Annotated in this window: 19 protein-coding genes and 1 pseudogene; 17 read left to right on the top strand and 3 right to left on the bottom strand. The window is 64.6% G+C overall.

All coding sequences use genetic code 11. The annotated features are described in order from the left end of the window. Positions 1–410: pseudogene (locus CWO91_RS35490) on the bottom strand (lytic transglycosylase domain-containing protein); the annotation flags it as partial. A gap of 225 nt (positions 411–635) precedes the next feature. Between CWO91_RS35490 and dapA the strand changes: the two are divergent. From dapA to CWO91_RS35510, 4 genes are read left to right on the top strand one after another with little or no spacing between them, the layout of a single operon-like run. Next, the gene (gene dapA / locus CWO91_RS35495; protein WP_130220113.1) at positions 636–1,526 is read left to right on the top strand and encodes a 4-hydroxy-tetrahydrodipicolinate synthase; all 891 of its coding nucleotides are present in this window, start codon (positions 636–638) and stop codon (positions 1,524–1,526) included. 52 nt (positions 1,527–1,578) lie between these two features. Next, entirely contained in the window at positions 1,579–1,992 is a 414-nt protein-coding gene (mscL, locus tag CWO91_RS35500) for a large conductance mechanosensitive channel protein MscL (RefSeq protein ID WP_091899100.1), read from the top strand. Positions 1,993–2,051: 59 nt separating this feature from the next. Then, positions 2,052–2,525, top strand: a complete 474-nt coding sequence (gene smpB / locus CWO91_RS35505; RefSeq protein ID WP_024341117.1) for an SsrA-binding protein SmpB — start codon at positions 2,052–2,054, stop codon at positions 2,523–2,525. Between the two features lie 3 nt (positions 2,526–2,528). Continuing rightward, on the top strand, positions 2,529–3,122 hold the full coding sequence (locus tag CWO91_RS35510; protein WP_130220114.1) for a peroxiredoxin: 594 nt from the start codon (positions 2,529–2,531) through the stop codon (positions 3,120–3,122). Positions 3,123–3,360: 238 nt separating this feature from the next. Here the strand turns inward: CWO91_RS35510 and CWO91_RS35515 are convergent, their stop codons facing one another. Then, positions 3,361–4,035: a uracil-DNA glycosylase gene (locus tag CWO91_RS35515; protein WP_130220115.1), complete on the bottom strand. Its 675-nt coding sequence runs from the start codon at positions 4,033–4,035 to the stop codon at positions 3,361–3,363. Beyond that, entirely contained in the window at positions 4,016–4,660 is a 645-nt protein-coding gene (locus CWO91_RS35520; protein WP_130220116.1) for an NYN domain-containing protein, read from the bottom strand. The genes CWO91_RS35515 and CWO91_RS35520 overlap by 20 nt, the downstream gene beginning before the upstream one ends. Positions 4,661–4,986: 326 nt before the next feature. On the opposite strand from CWO91_RS35520, the gene rpoZ reads away from it, so the two are divergent. The 13 genes from rpoZ to CWO91_RS35585 all read left to right on the top strand — a co-directional run bounded on the left by rpoZ (position 4,987) and on the right by CWO91_RS35585 (position 19,080). Continuing rightward, a complete protein-coding gene (gene rpoZ / locus CWO91_RS35525) occupies positions 4,987–5,379 on the top strand; it encodes a DNA-directed RNA polymerase subunit omega (protein ID WP_007603391.1) in 393 nt (130 codons plus the stop codon). A gap of 207 nt (positions 5,380–5,586) precedes the next feature. Beyond that, positions 5,587–7,872, top strand: a complete 2,286-nt coding sequence (locus CWO91_RS35530) for a RelA/SpoT family protein (RefSeq protein ID WP_130220117.1) — start codon at positions 5,587–5,589, stop codon at positions 7,870–7,872. Between the two features lie 44 nt (positions 7,873–7,916). Further along, a complete protein-coding gene (locus tag CWO91_RS35535) occupies positions 7,917–8,669 on the top strand; it encodes a pyridoxine 5'-phosphate synthase (RefSeq protein WP_130220118.1) in 753 nt (250 codons plus the stop codon). After that, positions 8,666–9,085 (top strand): holo-ACP synthase, encoded by a 420-nt coding sequence (acpS, locus tag CWO91_RS35540; protein ID WP_130220119.1) that lies wholly within the window; start codon positions 8,666–8,668, stop codon positions 9,083–9,085. The genes CWO91_RS35535 and acpS overlap by 4 nt, the downstream gene beginning before the upstream one ends. A gap of 249 nt (positions 9,086–9,334) precedes the next feature. After that, positions 9,335–10,099 carry a signal peptidase I gene (gene lepB / locus CWO91_RS35545; RefSeq protein WP_091893218.1) on the top strand — a complete coding sequence of 255 codons (765 nt, stop codon included), beginning with the start codon at positions 9,335–9,337 and terminating at the stop codon, positions 10,097–10,099. Then, positions 10,096–10,917, top strand: coding sequence for a ribonuclease III (gene rnc, locus CWO91_RS35550; protein ID WP_130220120.1), 822 nt, complete (start codon positions 10,096–10,098; stop codon positions 10,915–10,917). Before lepB ends, rnc begins: the two co-directional genes overlap by 4 nt. Further along, positions 10,907–11,833, top strand: a complete 927-nt coding sequence (era, locus tag CWO91_RS35555) for a GTPase Era (protein ID WP_130220121.1) — start codon at positions 10,907–10,909, stop codon at positions 11,831–11,833. The genes rnc and era overlap by 11 nt, the downstream gene beginning before the upstream one ends. Positions 11,834–11,854: 21 nt before the next feature. Continuing rightward, positions 11,855–12,235 carry a hypothetical protein gene (locus CWO91_RS35560; protein WP_130220122.1) on the top strand — a complete coding sequence of 127 codons (381 nt, stop codon included), beginning with the start codon at positions 11,855–11,857 and terminating at the stop codon, positions 12,233–12,235. A 140-nt stretch (positions 12,236–12,375) separates the two neighbouring features. Then, complete coding sequence (gene recO / locus CWO91_RS35565; protein ID WP_130220123.1) at positions 12,376–13,128, top strand: DNA repair protein RecO; 753 nt, start codon at positions 12,376–12,378, stop codon at positions 13,126–13,128. A 100-nt stretch (positions 13,129–13,228) separates the two neighbouring features. Continuing rightward, positions 13,229–13,513, top strand: a complete 285-nt coding sequence (locus CWO91_RS44720) for a hypothetical protein (protein ID WP_091893228.1) — start codon at positions 13,229–13,231, stop codon at positions 13,511–13,513. 61 nt (positions 13,514–13,574) lie between these two features. Then, positions 13,575–15,833 carry a DNA topoisomerase IV subunit A gene (gene parC / locus CWO91_RS35575; protein ID WP_130220124.1) on the top strand — a complete coding sequence of 753 codons (2,259 nt, stop codon included), beginning with the start codon at positions 13,575–13,577 and terminating at the stop codon, positions 15,831–15,833. A gap of 374 nt (positions 15,834–16,207) precedes the next feature. After that, on the top strand, positions 16,208–17,524 hold the full coding sequence (locus CWO91_RS35580) for an ABC transporter substrate-binding protein (RefSeq protein ID WP_245471474.1): 1,317 nt from the start codon (positions 16,208–16,210) through the stop codon (positions 17,522–17,524). 11 nt (positions 17,525–17,535) lie between these two features. Beyond that, positions 17,536–19,080 carry a GMC family oxidoreductase gene (locus CWO91_RS35585; RefSeq protein ID WP_130220125.1) on the top strand — a complete coding sequence of 515 codons (1,545 nt, stop codon included), beginning with the start codon at positions 17,536–17,538 and terminating at the stop codon, positions 19,078–19,080. The last annotated feature ends 44 nt before the right edge of the window (positions 19,081–19,124 follow it).

Consider the following 19,124-nt stretch of genomic DNA (forward strand, 5'->3'; position numbering starts at 1 on the left):
GGCGCGGGGGCCGCTGCCGCGGGCTTGGATGCTGCCGCGGGCTTGGATGCTGCCGCCGGCTTGGGCTTGTCCTTCGCGGGTTCCTTGCCGGCGTTCTTCCCGGCGTCCTTCTCAGCGTCCTTGGCAGATTTCTTCGCGGCATCCTTGGCCGGGGTGCTGGCCGCACCCTTGCTGACGCCCTTGTTGGCGCCCTTGGCCGTGTCCTTTGAAGTTTCCTTGCCGGTTCCCTTGGACGAGTCCTTGGCGGCTGGCTTCGCGGAGTTCTTGGCCTCGTCGGCGGTCGTCTCGTTGGACTTGTCGTTGGACTTGTCGTTGGACTTGGCCAAGGCGGCACAACCGACGGACAGCCCTGCCATCAGGCATACGACCAGACCGGTGGATCGCCATGCGGCGCCAGGAAAGAAGGTCACGGCGTTTCGTCGCCCCGAATCAGTCAAGTGGTCCAAAATCTAGCTGTATTGATTGAATATGCGGACAAAATACCAACAGCCGCTTACCTCGGGCCGATTTGCACCACCACCGCGGCAAAATCGCGGCCTAAACGGTGCGTCGCACGGCGGCGGGTCTTTTACCGGCGGGATAGACCCGATATGTATGGGGCTTGCTCAAGAGATCGCCGCGTACGGAGGAAGTCCATGGCAGCCAAGACGAAATTCCGGGGGTCGTTCACCGCCTTGGTCACGCCGTTCAAGAACGGCTCGCTGGACGAGGCGGCGTTCCGCTCCCTGGTCAATTGGCAGATTTCCGAGGGCACCAACGGCCTGGTCCCGGTCGGCACCACCGGCGAGAGCCCGACGCTCAGCCATGACGAGCACAAGAAGGTCGTCGAATGGTGCATCGCTGAAGCCAAGGGCCGCGTGCCTGTCATCGCGGGTGCCGGCTCCAACTCGACCAAGGAGGCGGTCGAGCTCTCCCAGCACGCCGAGAAGGCGGGCGCGGACGCCGTGCTGATCGTGACGCCTTACTACAACAAGCCGACCCAGGAAGGCATGTATCAGCACTTCAAGGCGATCAACGATGCGATCGGCATCCCGATCATCATCTACAACATCCCGCCGCGCTCGGTGATCGATATGTCGGTCGACACCATGAAGCGGCTGTGGGAGCTGAAGAACATCGCCGGTGTCAAGGACGCCACCGCCAGCATGGTCCGCGTGTCGCAGCAGCGCGCGGCGATGGGCGAGGACTTCAACCAGCTCTCGGGCGAGGACGCGACGATCCTCGGCTACATGGCCCATGGCGGCCACGGCTGCATCTCGGTGACCTCGAACGTCGCGCCGCGCCTGTGCGCGGAGTTCCACGTGGCCTGGCAGAAGGGCGATCACGCCACCGCCCTGAAGCTTCACGACAAGCTGATGCCGCTGCACAACAACCTCTTCATCGAGAGCAATCCGGCGCCGATCAAGTACGCGCTGTCGCTGCTCGGCAAGCTGGACGAGACGCTGCGCTTGCCGATGGTACCGGTCTCCGAGCCGACGCGCGTCGCGGTGCGCAGCGCCATGGTGCACGCCGGCCTGATCAACTGACGCGCTAGCGTTTGGGGAGCGTTTCATGAGCGTCGAGGAGAAGGGCATGCAGATGCTCAAGGAGTTCCGCGAATTCGCCATGAAGGGCAACGTCGTCGACCTCGCGGTCGCCGTCATCATCGGTGCGGCCTTCGGCGCCATCGTCAATTCGCTGGTCGGCGACGTGATCATGCCGATCATCGGCGCCGCCACCGGCGGGCTCGACTTCTCCAACTACTTCACCCCGTTGTCGAAGGCGGTCACCGCCACCAATTTGGTTGAAGCGAAAAAGCAAGGCGCCGTGCTGGCCTGGGGCAACTTCCTCACGCTGACGATCAACTTCATCATCATCGCCTTCGTGCTGTTCCTGGCGATCCGGGTGATGAGCCGACTGAAGAAGGAGCAGGCCGCGCCTGCGGCGCCGCCGAAGCCGTCGGCCGAGGTCGAGCTGCTGACCGAGATCCGCGATCTCCTCAAGAAGTCTTGACGCGCGCGCTTCATCCGAACTGTTAGAATCCGTGCGCATCTTGATCAGGTTTGTCTGCGATGGCCGATAAGAACGAACGTCCGATCAAGGTCATGGCGGAGAATCGCAAGGCCCGCTTCAACTACGCCATCGAGGATACGATCGAGGCGGGCATTGCGCTGACCGGCACCGAGGTCAAGTCGATCCGCAATGGCAAGAGCACGATCGCGGAATCCTATGCCGACTCGAAGAACGGCGAGATCTGGCTGATCAACGCCACCATTCCCGAATATCTCCAGGGCAACCGCTTCAATCACGAGCCCAAACGGCCGCGAAAACTGCTGCTTCACCGCCGGCAGATCAACAAGCTGATGGGCGCGGTCGACCGCGAAGGCATGACGCTGATCCCGCTCAAGCTCTACTTCAACGAGCGCGGTCGCGCCAAATTACAGCTGGCGGTTGCGAAGGGCAAGAAGCTGCACGACAAGCGCGAGTCCGAGAAGAAGCGCGACTGGAGCCGTGAGAAAGGCCGCCTGATGCGGGCGAGGGGATAGCGGATGACCCAGAGGAACCTGCTTGAGGTTGATTGGAGCCGGATTCCCGCGCCTGCCGAAGATGGTGGCGCCGCCCATCTGAAGGGCATGACATTGCCGCCGATCGGCCTGCTCGCGACGGACGACAGGTCAGTCACGCTGTCGGCGCTCCGCGGCCGTACCGTCGTGTTCGCCTATCCCCGCACCGGCGAACCCGGCAAGATTGCGCTGGTCGACGATTGGGACATGATCCCGGGCGCGCGCGGCTGCACCCCGCAGACCTGCGCGTTCCGCGATCTGTTTGCCGAGCTGAAGGCGGCTGGCGCCTCATACGTGTTCGGTCTCTCGACCCAGAGCAACGACTACCAGATCGAGATGGCCTCGCGGCTGCATCTGCCGTTCCCGGTGCTCTCGGACGAGAAGCTGGCGCTGACGCGCGCCCTGAATTTGCCGACGATGGAGGTCGCAGGCCTGACGCTGATCAAGCGGCTTGCACTGATCATCGACGACGCCAGGATCACGCACGTGTTCTACCCGGTGTTTCCGCCCGACCGGAACGCCGGCGATGTGCTCGACTGGCTGAAGGCCAATCCCGCCAAGGGCTGGGTCGCCAGCTAAGGTGGGATGAGTTTTGGTCAGTTGAATCGATGCGAGCCGCGGGCTCACCTCCCCCGTAGGGAGAGGTCGGATCGCATCGAAGATGCGATCCGGGTGAGGGGATCAGGTCTCACTGGATGCCGCGGCCCCTCACCCGGATTGCACTGGACGATGCTCCGCATCGCCAGGCGCAATCCGACCTCTCCCCGTCGGGGAGAGGTGAAACCCTGGACAACCGACTGGCCAACTACATAAGGCTCTAGTCGAGATCCGCCTTCACCTGCGCGAATACGGACCGGAACATGTCGGGCGTCAGCACGCCGGTGTTCGTGTTGTAGCGGGAGCAGTGGTAGCTGTCGTAGAGCTTGAACGCGCCGGCCTGGTGGACGGCGCCATGGCCGAAGGGGGCTTGCGAGCCCTTCAGATTCAGCGGCTTGAGCACGCTGTCGTGCGCAATCCGCCCGAGCGCGACGATCGCGCGCAGGTTCGGCATGGTCGCGAGATTCGCCGCAAGGAACTGGCGGCAGGTGGTGATCTCGATCGGAAGCGGCTTGTTCTGCGGCGGCAGGCAATGCACTGCGTTGGCGATCCGGCAATCGATCAGCTTCAGGCCGTCATCGGGGCGCGCCTGATAGGTGCCCTTGGCAAATCCATATTCGACCAGTGTCGCGTAGAGGAGATCACCGGCATAGTCGCCGGTGAAGGGACGGCCGGTGCGGTTGGCTCCCTGCATCCCCGGCGCAAGGCCGACGATCAAGAGGCGCGCCTTGATGTCACCGAAGGGCGCAACCGGCGCATTGTGCCACGATGGCTCGCGCGCGCGGTTGGCCTCGCGAAAGGCGACCAGGCGCGGACAGAGCGGGCAGTCACGGTCGGGAACGACGGTGGAAGGCTGGCGGCTTGACCGGGCCGCCTCACTCCTCGAAGTCGTCATCGCCCCTCGGCGCCATCGTGGTTGCGCGCTGGAGGAATTGCGGGGCGTGATGGCGTCCCTCGCGCTCGCTGCGATCACGCGGGGCGGGGCGTTCGGACGGGTCGCGGCCGAGCTTGGACTGCAGCTCGACGAGGTCGGTGAAGACGTCGGCCTGGCGGCGGAGCTCGTCGGCGATCATCGGCGGCTGGCTGGCGATGGTGGAGACCACTGTGACCCGCACGCCGCGGCGCTGGACGGCCTCGACCAGGGAACGGAAGTCGCCGTCACCCGAGAACAGCACCATCTGGTCGATATGCTCGGCGAGCTCCATGGCGTCGACGGCAAGCTCGATGTCCATGTTGCCCTTGACCTTGCGGCGGCCGGAGGCGTCGATGAATTCCTTGGTCGCCTTGGTGACGACGGTGTAGCCGTTGTAGTCCAGCCAGTCGATCAGCGGGCGAATCGAGGAGTATTCCTGATCCTCGATGATGGCGGTGTAGTAGAACGCCCGAAGCAGCGTCCCGCGGCTCTGAAACTCCTTCAGCAGGCGCTTGTAATCGATGTCGAAGCCCAGAGTTTTCGCCGTCGCGTAGAGATTGGCCCCGTCGATGAAGAGCGCGATCTTGTTGGTAGGAGAAAGTGACATTCAGTTTACTCGCGTAGTGCTCGTGATTGATCGTTTATTGTTGGCGCGGCGGCAGCGAGCCGCGCAGGTCTAAGGCGCCGTCGAAACCCGTCGAAACCGCAAATCCGGAGAAGTCGGGGCAATCAAGGTATAGTTATGGCGGTCCACACGCCTGGCGCTAACTTCGATGGCAGCCCGGCAAATCACCCATTCCAACCCCAATGTGGGGGTATCAGAGCCGTTTGGCGAGGCCAAATCACAAATTGGCCTTGCGAAATCGGCCCGGTCCCTATAACTAGCCCCGATCATCCACATATTTCGTCCCACCCACAACGGAGCGACAGGCCATGGCTCGCGTCACCGTAGAAGATTGTATCGACAAGGTCGACAACCGCTTTGACCTGGTCCTGCTGGCCGCCCACCGTGCCCGCATGATTTCGTCCGGTTCACAACTAACGGTTGACCGCGATAACGACAAGAACCCCGTTGTGTCTTTGCGCGAAATTGCCGAGACGACCATTTCGCCGGAGGACCTCCGCGAGGAGCTGGTGCATTCGCTCCAGAAGTTCGTCGAGGTCGACGAGCCCGAGCCCGATACGGTGCCGCTGATCGGTTCCGCGGGTGCGAGTGTCGATGCGGACGACACCGAGGTCGCCGTCGAACGCATGACCGAAGAGGAGCTCCTGAAGGGTCTCGAAGGCCTCGCGCCGCCCGAGGAGCAGCCGGAGGAGGACGAGTAGATCGTCCCGTCGCAATCATCGACCTCTTGTGATCTTATCAAGGCCCGAACCGTGGTTCGGGCCTTTGCTTTTGTTGGTGTTTTCGTGGTTACCATAGCGTTGTCGGTTCGCGCCGCGCCCTGTCATCGAATTGATCGGACGCACCCGGGATCGGCGTTAAGATGGATACAACGGGCCGCCTCCGGGTCCGTTTGAAGGCAGGACGGCATGGTGTATCGGCGCTGGAAACCAATGCAGATGCAGGCCGCAACCGAATCGGTTGCCGTGGCCCCGACTGCGCCGGTGCCGCGCCCGGCGAAGCCACGCGCGCGCATGATGCGTCAATATGACCTCGTCGAGCGCGTCAGGTCCTACAACCCCAACACCAACGAAGACCTGCTCAACCGCGCCTATGTCTACGCGATGAAGGCGCACGGCTCGCAGACCCGCGCCTCGGGCGATCCATATTTCTCCCACCCGCTCGAAGTGGCAGCGATTCTCACCGACCTCAAGCTCGACGACGCCACCATCGTGGCCGCGCTGCTGCACGACACGATCGAGGACACCGAAGCGACGCGGGCCGAGATCGATCAGATCTTCGGGCCCGAGATCGGCGCGCTGGTCGAGGGCCTGACCAAGCTGAAGCGGCTGGAGCTGGTGTCGCGAGAGGCCAAGCAGGCCGAGAACCTGCGCAAATTGTTGCTGGCCATTGCCGATGATGTCCGTGTGCTTCTGGTCAAGCTCGCCGATCGCCTGCACAACATGCGCACGCTGGACTTCGTGCCGACCGAATCGCGCAGGCGCATTGCCGAGGAGACGCTCGACATCTATGCGCCGCTGGCCGGCCGCATGGGCATGCAGGAAATGCGCGAGGAGCTGGAGAATTTGTCCTTCCGCACCCTCGATCCCGAGGCCTATTCGGTGGTGATGCAGCGGCTCGACGCGCTCGCCGAGCGCAACCGCAATTTGATCGGGGAGATCGAGGACCAGCTCTCCAACAATCTGCGCCACCGCGGGCTGGGCGCACGGGTCTATGGCCGCCGCAAGAAGCCGTTCTCGATCTGGACCAAGATGGAACGCAAGTCGGTCGGCTTCGAGCAATTGTCCGACATCTTCGGCTTTCGCCTCGTCGTGAGCGACATCGAGGCGTGCTATCGCGCGCTCGGCATCGTCCACACCACCTGGCCGGTCGTGCCGGGGCGTTTCAAGGACTACATTTCGACGCCGAAGCAGAACGACTACCGCTCGATCCACACCACCGTGATCGGCCCCGGGAACCAGCGCGTCGAGCTCCAGATCCGTACCGAGGCGATGGACCAGATCGCCGAGCGCGGCATCGCCGCGCACGTCTTCTACAAGGAAGGCGTGGGCTCGCCGACCGAATTCCTCAAGCGCGAGTCCAACGCGTTCGCGTGGCTGCGCCACACCATCGGCATCCTCTCGGAGAGCGCCAACCCCGAGGAATTCCTCGAGCACACCAAGCTCGAGCTGTTCCACGACCAGGTGTTCTGCTTCACCCCGAAGGGCAAGCTGATCGCGCTGCCGCGCCATGCCAACGTGATCGACTTCGCCTATGCGGTGCATACGGACGTCGGCAACAGCGCGGTCGGCTGCAAGATCAACGGCAAGTTTGCGCCGCTGTCCTCGGAGCTCCAGAACGGCGACGAGGTCGAGGTGCTGACCTCGGAAGCGCAATCGGCGCCGCCGTCGGCCTGGGAGACGCTCGCGGTCACCGGCAAGGCGCGCGCCGCGATCCGCCGCGCCACGCGCACCGCCGTGCGTGATCAATATGTCGGCCTCGGCCGGCGCATCGTCGAGCGCCTGTTCGAGCGGGCCAAGATCGAATACGCCGACGACAAGCTCAAGGGCGCGCTGCCGCGGCTGGCGCGGACCTCGATCGAGGACGTCATGGCGGCGGTCGGGCGCGGCGAGATCAAGGCCTCCCACGTCGCGCGCGCGATGTATCCCGACTACAAGGAGGAGCGCATCGCGCGCTATGGCGCCAAGAAGGGGCTCGCCGCCAAGCTCAAGGAGAAGTCGTCGGAGGCGCCGCGCAGCCCGGTCGCGATCCCGATCCGCGGCATCAATTCCGACCTGCCGGTGAAGTTCGCGCCGAACGGCGGCGCCGTGCCCGGCGACCGCATCGTCGGTATCGTGACGCCGGGCGAGGGCATCACGATCTACCCGATCCAGGCGCCGGCCCTGAAGGATTTCGAGGAGGAGCCGGAGCGCTGGCTCGACGTGCGCTGGGACATCGAGGATTCCGCGCCGCAGCGCTTCCCGGCCCGCATCAAGGTCGAGAACGTCAACGAGCCCGGCGCGCTGGCACAGATCGCAACGGTGATCGCCGAGCACGACGGCAACATCGACAACATCAGCATGCAGCGCCGCTCACCTGATTTCACGGAGACGACGATCGACCTCGAAGTCTACGATCTGAAGCATTTGAGCGCGATCCTGGCCCAGTTGCGCGCGAAGGCGGTCGTCGCCCGCGTCGAACGTGTTAATGGATAGACGCCTTTCGCAAGCGCCTCCCCCCAGATCTCGTGAGTTCTGAAATGCCCGCATCTCCGCTTCGCCTTGGCGTCAATGTCGACCATGTCGCGACCCTGCGCAACGCGCGCGGCGGTCGCAATCCCGATCCGGTGCGCGCCGCGCTGCTCGCCATCGAGGCCGGCGCCGACGGCATCACGGCGCATCTGCGCGAGGACCGCCGGCACATCCGCGACGAGGACATGGCGCGGCTGAAGGCCGAGATCTCCAAGCCGCTCAATTTCGAGATGGCGGCGACCGACGATATGATGCGCATCTCGCTCGCCACCAAGCCGCATGCGGTGTGCCTGGTGCCGGAGCGGCGGCAGGAGGTGACGACCGAGGGCGGGTTAGATGTCGTCGGCCAGCACAATGCGCTCGCACCCTATATCGCGCGGCTGAACGATGCCGGCATCCGGGTGTCGCTGTTCATCGCCGCCGATCCCGCCCAGATCGAGACGGCGGCACGGCTGCGCGCGCCTGTCATCGAGATCCACACCGGCGCCTGGTGCGACGCGGTGGTCGACGGCCATACTGAGAAGGCCGAGGCCGAATGGCAGCGGATCGTGGCAGGGGCGAAGCTGGCGAAGGAGGCGGGGCTGGAGGTTCATGCCGGCCACGGGCTCGACTATGCGACGGCGGAGACGATCGCGGCCCTGCCTGAGATCATGGAGCTCAACATCGGCTACTACATGATCGGCGAGGCGCTGTTCGTGGGACTGGCCGAGACCGTGCGCAGCATGCGCGCGGCGATGGACCGCGGCCGGAGCCGGGCATGATCATCGGCATCGGCTCGGATCTGATCGACATCACCCGTGTCGCCAAGGTGATCGAGCGCCACGGCGAACGCTTCCTCGACCGCATCTTCACCGTGGCCGAGCGGGCCAAGGCGGAGCGGCGCGCCAAGAACGGGAAGATGGTGGTGGCGACCTACGCCAAGCGCTTTGCCGCCAAGGAAGCCTGCTCCAAGGCGCTCGGCACCGGCATCAGGCGCGGCGTCTGGTGGCGCGACATGGGGGTGGTCAACCTGCCGGGGGGGCGGCCGACCATGCAACTGACCGGCGGCGCCTTGGCCCGGCTTCAGGCCCTGACGCCGGAGGGGTTCGAGGCGCGGATCGATGTTTCGATCACCGACGACTGGCCGCTCGCGCAGGCCTTCGTCATTATTTCCGCCGTCCCCTCGGCCAAACCCTGACCGGATCCGGGAAATCTCATAATTCGTTTGAAATACCAACGTCTTATGCAGTTTTGATGCGATCCTTGATTGCGTGGTCTCCGACAACGGTCTAAAAGTCCGCCGACGCAAATCAGGCTGGGTGAATTCGGCTTTACGCCGGAATTGGCCCTCACTATCAGAATCAGGACAAACTCCTTGGGCCGCGAACCGATGGGCTGTTCGCGGGAGGAGGGCGCTCTGTGACCGCCGGCCGGAATTGAGAGAGCAATGAGCGTGACTTCGGGAACGAAAACTGAGAGCGGCGTCGGCGAAACGATCCGGGTCGTCATCCACGCTCTGCTGATCGCGCTGGTGATCCGCACGTTCCTGTTCCAGCCGTTCAACATCCCGTCCGGCTCGATGAAGGCGACGCTGCTGGTCGGCGACTATCTGTTCGTCTCGAAATATTCCTACGGCTACAGCCACTATTCGATCCCGTTCTCCCCGCCACTGTTCTCCGGGCGGATCTGGAGCTCGGACCCGAACCGCGGCGACATCGTCGTGTTTCGCCTGCCCAAGGACGATTCCACCGACTACATCAAGCGCGTGATCGGTCTTCCCGGCGACCGCATCCAGATGCGGGACGGTCTGCTCTACATCAACGACACCCCGGTCGAGCGGCAGCGCATGAGCGAGTTCGTTGGCGAGGATCCGTGCGGCTCCGAAGGCGGCGGGATCTCCCGGGTGAAGCGCTGGAAGGAGACGCTGCCGAACGGCGTGTCCTACGAGACGCTGGACTGCGCCGATAACGGCTACATGGACAACACCAACGTCTACACGGTGCCGCAGGGCCACTTCTTCATGATGGGCGACAACCGCGACAACTCGACCGACAGCCGCTTCCTCGGCCAGGTCGGCTATGTACCGCAGGAGAATTTGATCGGCCGCGCGCAGATGATCTTCTTCTCCATCGCCGAAGGCGAGCATGCCTGGATGTTCTGGCGCTGGCCGTGGGCGGTGCGCTGGAATCGTTTCTTCAAAATCGTCCGATGAAAGACGAAGCCAAGGACATCGCGACCCCACCGACGGAGGCGCAAGCCGCCCCTGATGGCGAAGCTGCGACCAAAACGCCCGCGAAGAAGAAGCGGACGCGAAGCAGTAAGGCCAAGGGCACTGATGCGAACGCGGCGCTCGAGGCGCGCATCGGCCACAGCTTCACTGACCCGAACCTCCTGATGCAGGCGATCACGCACGTCTCGGCGCTGAAGTCCGGGCGCAAGCGCGGCGACAGCTATCAGCGACTGGAATTCCTCGGCGACCACGTGCTCGGGCTGGTCGTCTCCGACATGCTCTATCACGCCTTCCCGAACGCCGACGAAGGCGAGCTGTCGAAGCGGCTTGCCGAGCTCGTGCGCAAGGAGAGCTGCGCCGACGTCGCAAAATCGCTCGGCCTCGTCGACGACATCAAGCTCGGCTCGGTCGGCCCCAGCGCCGACGCCCGCCTGCGCAAGAGCGTGCTCGGGGACATCTGCGAGGCCGTGATCGGCGCGATCTTCCTCGACGGCGGCCATGCGGCGGCAGCCGAGTTCGTCAGGCGCAACTGGACCGAGCGCATGCACAAGCCGCGCCGTCCCTTGCGCGACCCCAAGACCGTGCTCCAGGAATGGGCGCAGGGGAAGGGGCTGCCGACCCCGGTCTACCGCGAGGTCGAGCGCACCGGCCCGCACCACGATCCGCAGTTCCGCGTCGCGGTGGACTTGCCGGGATTGGCCCCGGCCGAAGGCATCGGCGGCAGCAAGCGCGCGGCAGAGAAGGTGGCAGCTTCAGTGATGATCGAACGCGAAGGCGTCGGCGGCGGCAATGACGGCTGAAGTAAACGGCGAGACGCCCACCGCGACGCGCTGCGGTTTCGTTGCGCTGATCGGCGCGCCGAATGTCGGCAAGTCCACGCTGGTCAATGCGCTGGTCGGCGCCAAGGTCACGATCGTCTCGCGCAAGGTGCAGACCACGCGCGCGCTGATCCGCGGCATCGTGATCGAGAACAACGCGCAAATCATCCTGGTCGACACGCCCGGCATCTTCCTGCCCAAGCGTCGGCTCGACCGCGCCATGGTCTCGACCGCCTGGAGCGGGGCGCACGATGCCGATCTCGTCTGCGTGCTGCTCGATGCCAAGACCGGTATCGACGAGGAGGCCGAGGCGATCCTCGCCAAGGCGGCCAGCGTCAATCACGAGAAGATCTTGGTGATCAACAAGGTCGACCTGGTCCAGCGCGAGAAGCTGCTGGCGCTGGCGCAGGCCGCCAACGAGCGCATGAAGTTCGCGAAGACCTTCATGATTGCGGCAATCTCGGGCGACGGCGTCGACGACATCCGCACGACGCTGGCCGAGATGGTGCCGCCAGGCCCGTTCCTCTATCCCGAGGACCAGATGTCGGACGCGCCGATGCGGCAGCTCGCTGCCGAGATCACGCGCGAGAAAATCTATCAGAAGCTGCACCAGGAATTGCCCTACCAGTCCACGGTCGAGACCGACAAGTGGGAGGAGCGCAAGGACAAGTCGGTGCGCATCGAGCAGACGATCTTCGTCGAGCGTGAAAGCCAGCGCAAGATCGTACTCGGCAAGGGCGGCGCCACCATCAAGTCGATCGGCGCGGACTCGCGCAAAGAGCTGATGCAGATCCTGGACGTGCCGGTGCATCTGTTCCTGTTCGTCAAGGTGCGCGAGAACTGGGGCGACGATCCCGATCGCTATCGCGAGATGGGGCTGGACTTCCCCAAGGAATAGCCAAGAAAAGATCGGTATCCGATGAGCGTGCCCAGCAACGTCCGGCGCTTCGAAGCGCTGCTCTATGCATCGTTGATGCTGGATGCCCTGTCGGTCGCGGTGCAGGACCGCACGCCCAATGCCGAGATGACCGAGCAGATGATCACGACGGCGACGCTGCTCGCCGGCGGCATGATCCTGCTGCTGCTCTATTTCGTTTGGCTCGCTGCGCATTGGCGCAAGAACTGGCCGCGCTGGGTGCTCGCGGCAGCCCTGGTGCTGTCGGTGATCTCGCTCGGCCAGGTCATCGGCGAGAAGGGTATGCAGCTCGACAGCGCCATCGAGGTCGTCTCCTGCGCGCTGACCACGATGGGACTGTATTTCTCCTTCACCGGGGATGCGCAGGGCTGGTTCAACGCCTGAAGTTTCACGCGGTGCCGTAGGGTGGGCAAAGGCGCGCCCTTGCGCGCCGTGCCCACCAAGTTTGGCCATTGAGCAAAATCGGTGGGCACGCTTCGCTTTGCCCACCCTACGATCACCTGAAATGCGGTAGACTTCCTCCCATGGAATGGACCGACGAGGGCATCGTGCTGGGCGTGCGGCGGCATGGCGAGTCGAGCGCCATCGTCGAGCTGCTGACGCGGGCGCATGGCCGCCATCTCGGTCTCGTCCGCGGCGGCGCCGGCTCGCGGATGCGGCCGCTTTTGCAGCCGGGGAACAGCGTCAGTGCGGTGTGGCGGGCGCGGCTCGACGAGCATCTCGGCACCTATGCGATCGAGGCATTGAAGCTGCGCGCAGCGACGCTGCTGGCATCGTCCCACGGGGTCTACGGCGTCACCCATCTGGCCTCGATTGCGCGGCTGCTGCCGGAGCGCGATCCGCATGAGGCGATCTTTGCGCTGCTCGAACATTCGCTCGACGATTTCGACGATATCGGCGGCGCCGCCGTGCATGTCATTCATTTCGAGCTGGCCATGCTCGCCGAGCTCGGCTTTGGGCTCGCGCTGGAAAATTGTGCGGTGACAGGAGAGACCACGGACCTGGTCTACGTCTCGCCGAAATCCGGCGGCGCGGTGTCGCGCGGCGCGGGCGAGCCGTGGCGCGACCGGCTGCTGCGCCTGCCGCCATTCCTGCGCCAGGGCGAGGTGCAGACCGATCTCACGGAGCAGGATCTCCTGGACGGCTTTCGGCTCACCGGCCTGTTCCTGCTGCGCCACGTGCTGGAGCCGCGCGGCCAGGGCCATTCCGACGCGCGCGCCGGCTTCATCAACGCCTTGATGCGGCAGCAGGCGAGGGCGGTAATCCCGGCGCCATGATGAAACCGCGTCTCTGCCTTGCGAGCCAACATAGATTTTCCGGGAACCAAATCAGGCCGGCCGGAATTGGCTCGCGGGTTCCACAATGGGGACAGCCTAAATGTTGATCAGGGGATTCGCCTTATCCGCGGCGCTGCTCGCGTTTGCGCCTGATGCAATGGCCGGCGAGCCGCAACCTGGCGTATTTCGCCGGGCATCCTGCACGGTCGTCCGGTACTATGTGGCCAAATATTCTGCTGCGGCCGCAGAGGCATGGGCACGCTCCCACGGAGCGACCGAGGCCGAAATCGACGCCGCCCGCCGCTGTGTGACCAACGCGCCGCCGGCCCAAGCCCCTGGCCAAGCCAAGACACAGCCTGTCACAGCTGGCTGGGCCGGCCAGTAGGCCACCCACAGGGAACCAATCGATCCTTGCCCGATTCGCTTCCACGGTTTAACCGGGCGGCATGGGAAAACGAATCGTTCCGCCGGAAGAACCGGCCGAAATTCACGAGGTGCCGCTGCGTGACGCGTTGGAAGAGCGCTATCTCGCCTATGCGCTCTCCACCATCATGCACCGTGCGCTGCCGGACGCACGCGACGGCCTGAAGCCGGTGCACCGGCGCATCCTCTACGGCATGCGCCTGCTCCGCCTCGACCCCGGCACGGCCTTCAAGAAATCCGCAAAAATCGTCGGCGACGTGATGGGCTCGTTCCATCCGCATGGCGACCAGGCGATCTACGACGCCATGGTGCGCCTTGCGCAGGATTTCTCCTCGCGCTACCCGCTGGTCGACGGCCAGGGCAACTTTGGCAATATCGACGGCGATAATCCCGCCGCCTACCGCTACACCGAAGCGCGCATGACCGACGTCGCGCGGCTTCTGCTCGAGGGCATCGACGAGGACGGCGTCGAATTCCGCGCCAATTACGACGGCCAGTCGAAAGAGCCGATCGTGCTGCCCGGCGGCTTCCCGAATCTGCTCGCCAACGGCGCGCAGGGAATCGCGGTCGGCATGGCGACCTCGATCCCGCCGCACAACGCCGCCGAGCTTTGCGATGCCGCGCTGCATCTGATCGAGAAGCCCGACGCGAAATCCAAGGCGCTGCTGAAATGGGTCAAGGGCCCGGATTTCCCGACTGGCGGCATCTGCGTCGATTCCAAGCAGGCGATTGCGGAGGCTTACACCACGGGCCGCGGCTCGTTCCGTGTCCGCGCCAAGTGGCAGCAGGAGGAGGGTGCGCGCGGCACCTGGGTGGTTGTCGTCACCGAGATTCCGTATCTGGTGCAGAAGTCGCGGATGGTCGAGAAGATCGCCGAGCTGCTGGACCAGAAAAAGCTGCCATTGGTGGGCGAGGTCCGTGACGAATCCGCCGAGGATGTTCGCCTGGTCATCGAGCCGAAGTCCAAGAACGTCGATCCTGCGCTGATGATGGAATCGCTGTTCCGGCTCACTGAGCTCGAAAGCAAGATTCCGCTGAACCTCAACGTGCTGATCAAGGGCCGCGTCCCCAAGGTCGTGGGCCTTGCCGAGGCCTTGCGCGAATGGCTCGACCATCTGCGCGACGTGCTGATCCGCCGCGGCAACTACCGCAAGGCGCAGATCGAGCACCGGCTGGAAGTCCTCGGCGGATTCCTGATCGCCTATTTGAACATCGACAAGGTGATCAAGATCATCCGCAACGAGGACGAGCCCAAGCCCGAGCTGATGAAGGCGTTCAAGCTCACCGAGGTGCAGGCGGAAGCCATCCTCAACATGCGCCTGCGCTCCCTGCGCAAGCTCGAGGAGATGGAGATCCGCACCGAGGACAAGAACCTCCGCGCCGAGCTCAAGGGCATCAACGCGGTGCTCGCCTCGGAAGCCGAGCAGTGGAAGAAGGTCGGCGAGCAGGTCGGCAAGGTCCGTGACATGTTCGGACCGAAGACGCCGCTCGGCAAGCGCCGTACCACCTTCGCCGACGCGCCCGAGCACGATCTCGCCGCGATCGAGGAGGCCTTCGTCGAGCGCGAGCCGGTCACCGTCGTCGTCTCCGACAAGGGCTGGATCCGCACCATGAAGGGCCATGTCGAGGATCTCTCCGGGCTTGCCTTCAAGCAGGACGACAAGCTCGGCTTCGCCTTCTTCGCCGAGACGACGTCGAAGCTGCTGCTGTTCGCCACCAACGGAAAATTCTACTCGCTCGACGTGGCCAAACTTCCGGGCGGCCGCGGCCATGGCGAGCCGATCCGCCTGTTCATCGACCTCGAGCAGGAGGCGGCGCCCGTTGCGCTGTTCGTCAACAAGGGCGGACGCAAATTCCTGGTCGCGAGCCACGAGGGGCAGGGCTTCGTCGTCAACGAGGACGATTGCGTCGGCACCACCAAGAAGGGCAAGCAGGTCCTCAACGTCGACATGCCGAACGAGGCGCGTGCGATCACCGAAGTGCTTGGCGATACCGTCGCCGTCATCGGCGACAACCGCAAGATGCTGGTCTTCCCGCTCGACCAGGTCCCGGAGATGGCCCGCGGCCGCGGCGTGCGCCTGCAGAAATACAAGGACGGCGGCCTCTCCGACGTTGCGGTCTTCGACGCCAAGGCCGGCCTGACCTGGAAGGACTCCGCAGGACGCGAATTCTCCGCGACCATAAAGGAGCTCGCCGAGTGGCAAGGCACCCGTGCCGACGCCGGCCGCCTGCCGCCGAAGGGTTTTCCGAAGTCGAACAAGTTCGGGCGGGTGATTGGGTAGGGCGGCTTTCGTGTCCCGGACGCGCAGCAACGCTTTTAGCGTTGCGGCGCAGAGCCGGGACCCAAGCTGCACGGATTGCCGGGAGACATGGGCCCCGGCTCTGCAGCGCACCGTCGAAGTGACGCTGCGCTGCGTCCGGGGCACGAGAATGTGGCTCGCAATGACGGAGAACGGGGCGACGGCGCCGCTCTCCAATTCGCATCCGAAATCACCGACACAACCCGGCGCCTCATGAAGCATCTCGCGCGCGTGCTGGGATGGCAATGTCGCACCCGCGCAAACGCGTAGCAGATACTCCCGAGCGCATACGTGCGGGCACGAACATTGCTTTTTCCTGGCGACTGCAAACGGCTGGTCAAAAGGCAATAACCCCAATGTTCAAACTGAAGGCTTTCATTCCGGCGCTGTTCGGCCTCGCGGTGGTGGCGGCGCCCGCGCATGCGGCGGGCAATCTCGTCGCGGTGCTCGAGGCGGAGATCGTCACGCTCGATCCGCATTTCTCCACGGCCTATATTTCGCGCACGTTCGGCTACATGGTGTTCGATACGCTGTTTGCGAAGGACTCCAAGGGCGACATCAAGCCGCAAATGGTGCAGGACTGGAAAGTCTCGCCTGATGGTCTGACCTACAGTTTCACGCTGCGCGATGGCCTGAAGTGGCATGATGGCCAGCCGGTCACGGCGGCCGATTGCGTCGCCTCGCTGCGGCGCTGGGGCACCCGCAGCGCGCTCGGCCGCCGCATTTTCGCGGTCACGGAATCGCTCGAGCCGACCGATGCCAAAACCTTCGTGCTGACGTTGAAGGAGCCGTCCGGGCTCGTCATCGACGCGCTCGGCAATCCCGTCAGCCCCGTCGCCTTCATGATGCCCGAGCGCATCGCGAAAACACCCGGCGACCAGCGCATCACCGAGATCATCGGCTCCGGTCCGTTCGTCTACAGCAAGGCCGATCATCGCACCGGCGATCGCATGATCCTGAAGAAGTTCGCCGACTATGTGCCGCGTCCCGAGCCTGCCGACTTCCTCGCCGGCGGCAAGCGCGTCAACGTCGACACGCTCGAGATCCGCGTCATTCCCGATGGCGCGACCGCCGCCTCTGCGCTGCAGGCCGGCGAGATCGAGTTCATGCAATACGCGCCGTTCGATCTGCTGCCGCAGCTGGAGAAGAACTCGCGCGTCAAACTCGTCAACTTCACCGGCGGCAACATGTTCGCCGGCGCCTATCGTCTCAACGCCGCATCGAAACCGTTCGACGATCCCGCCATCAGGCGCGTGCTGTGGAAGCTGGTCGATCAGCGCGAAGTGCTGGATGCGCTCGGGCTCGATGCCAAATACGCCATGCCCTGCGCGACTTACTTCACCTGCGGCACCACCTATGAGAGCAAGGCGGGAACTGAAGCCGCAAAGCCGTCGATCGAAGCGGCGAAGGCTGCGCTGAAGGCGACCAAATATGCCGGCGAGCCCGTCGTCGTCATGGAGGCCAACGATCTCGAAGCCCCGCGCGTCTCGGCGCAGGTGCTGGCCGAGCGGCTGAAGGCTGCCGGCTTCAACGTCGATCGCGGGCGAGATCCAGGCTGTCATGTACGATCAGGCGCCCGCGATCCCGTGGGGTCAGTTCGCGCAGCCGGCAGCCTATCGCGCCACTCTGCGCGGTCTGATACCGTCCGCCATCCCCGTGTTCTGGAACGTTGAGAAATAACGCGATGTACGATGTCATTGTTGTCGGCGGCGGCTCCGCCGGCGCTGCCGTTGCGGCTCGGCTCTCCGAGGATCCCGCAAGACGCGTCCTGCTGCTCGAAGCAGGGCTGGATTGGCGCGCCACTGATGCGCCGTGGGAAGTGAGGACGCCAAATCCGATCCCGATCATCCACAAGCGCGAGTACCAGGAGAAATGGCAGTGGCCTGATCTTCTGACGCGCCGGGTGGCGGGGCAGGAGCCGCGCTTCTACTGGCGCGGCAAGGGGCTCGGCGGCTCATCGATGATGAATGGCCAGATCGCCATCCGTGGCGTCGCTGATGCGTTCGACGAATGGGCGGCCCATGGCTGCACCGGCTGGTCGGCCAGGGAGGTGATGCCGCTGTTCTCGGTGATCGAGGACGATCTCGAATTCGGCGATTCCGAGGGCCACGGCCGCGGCGGACCCCTGCCGGTCTATCGCGCGCCTCCAGAGAAATGGGGCCCGATCGATCGCGGCTTGCGTGATGCGGCGCTGGCGAGCGGATATCCCTGGTGCGCCGACCTCAACGGCCCCGATGGCGAGGGCGTCGCCTGCTATCCCATCAATAGCCGCGACGGCCGCCGCATCACGACCAATGAGGGGTATCTCGAGCCCGCGCGCGGCCGCGCCAATCTTGAGATTCGCGGCAAGGCACTGGTCGATCGCGTGCTGATCAGTGACGGCCGAGCAACTGGCGTCCGCGTCCATATCGAGGGGCAGGGCACCCACGAGATCAGCGCGCGCCAGATCGTGCTGTGCGCCGGCGCCATCCACAGTCCGGCGATCCTGCTGCGCTCCGGCATCGGTCCGGCGGACGAGCTGAGGGCGATGGGCATCGCGGTCGAGCGCGATCTGCCGGTCGGCCGGCACTTCTTCGACCATCCGCTGTTCCGCGCCACCATTCAGCTTCACGAAAATCTGCGGCCCACCGATCCGGACACCCGCCATACCAATTGCTGCGTGACCTATTCCTCGGGTCTCGCCGATGGCGGCAAGCGCGACATGATCCTGATCGCGTTCAATCACCGCGGCATCGGCGCGCCCGGAGCGATCGGTGCCGGGCTGTTCAACGCCTATTCGCGTGGCACGCTAAAGCTGGCCTCGATCGATGCCGCGATCGATCCGATAGTCGAGGAGAACATGCTGGCCGATCCCCGCGACATGTTGCGCATGATGGATGCGGTCAGGCGCCTCGCCGTGATCACCTCACAGCCGGCGCTGGCCGATATCGCCGACTGGATCCGGCTTGCCGACACCGATCTGACGCTGCAGCAGGCCGCGGCGCTGCCGGATCACGAACTCGACGCGCTGCTGCGCCGTGAAACCGGCGACATCCAGCACGCCGCCGGCAGCTGCCGCATGAGCGGCGTTGGGGATGCTGACGGCGTGGTCAACCCTGATGGCACGGTGAAAGGGATCAGCGGCCTGCGCGTCGCCGACGCCTCGATCATGCCGTCCGACTGCCGCGCCAATACGCATTTCACGACGGTGGTGATCGGGGAAGCGATCGCGCGGATGATGATGCGGTAGAGCCGCAGTGACGGTGTCATGCCCCGGCTTGACGGGGGCATCCA

The organism is Bradyrhizobium genosp. SA-3, assembly GCF_004212635.1.
Classification (GTDB): Bacteria; Pseudomonadota; Alphaproteobacteria; order Rhizobiales; family Xanthobacteraceae; genus Bradyrhizobium.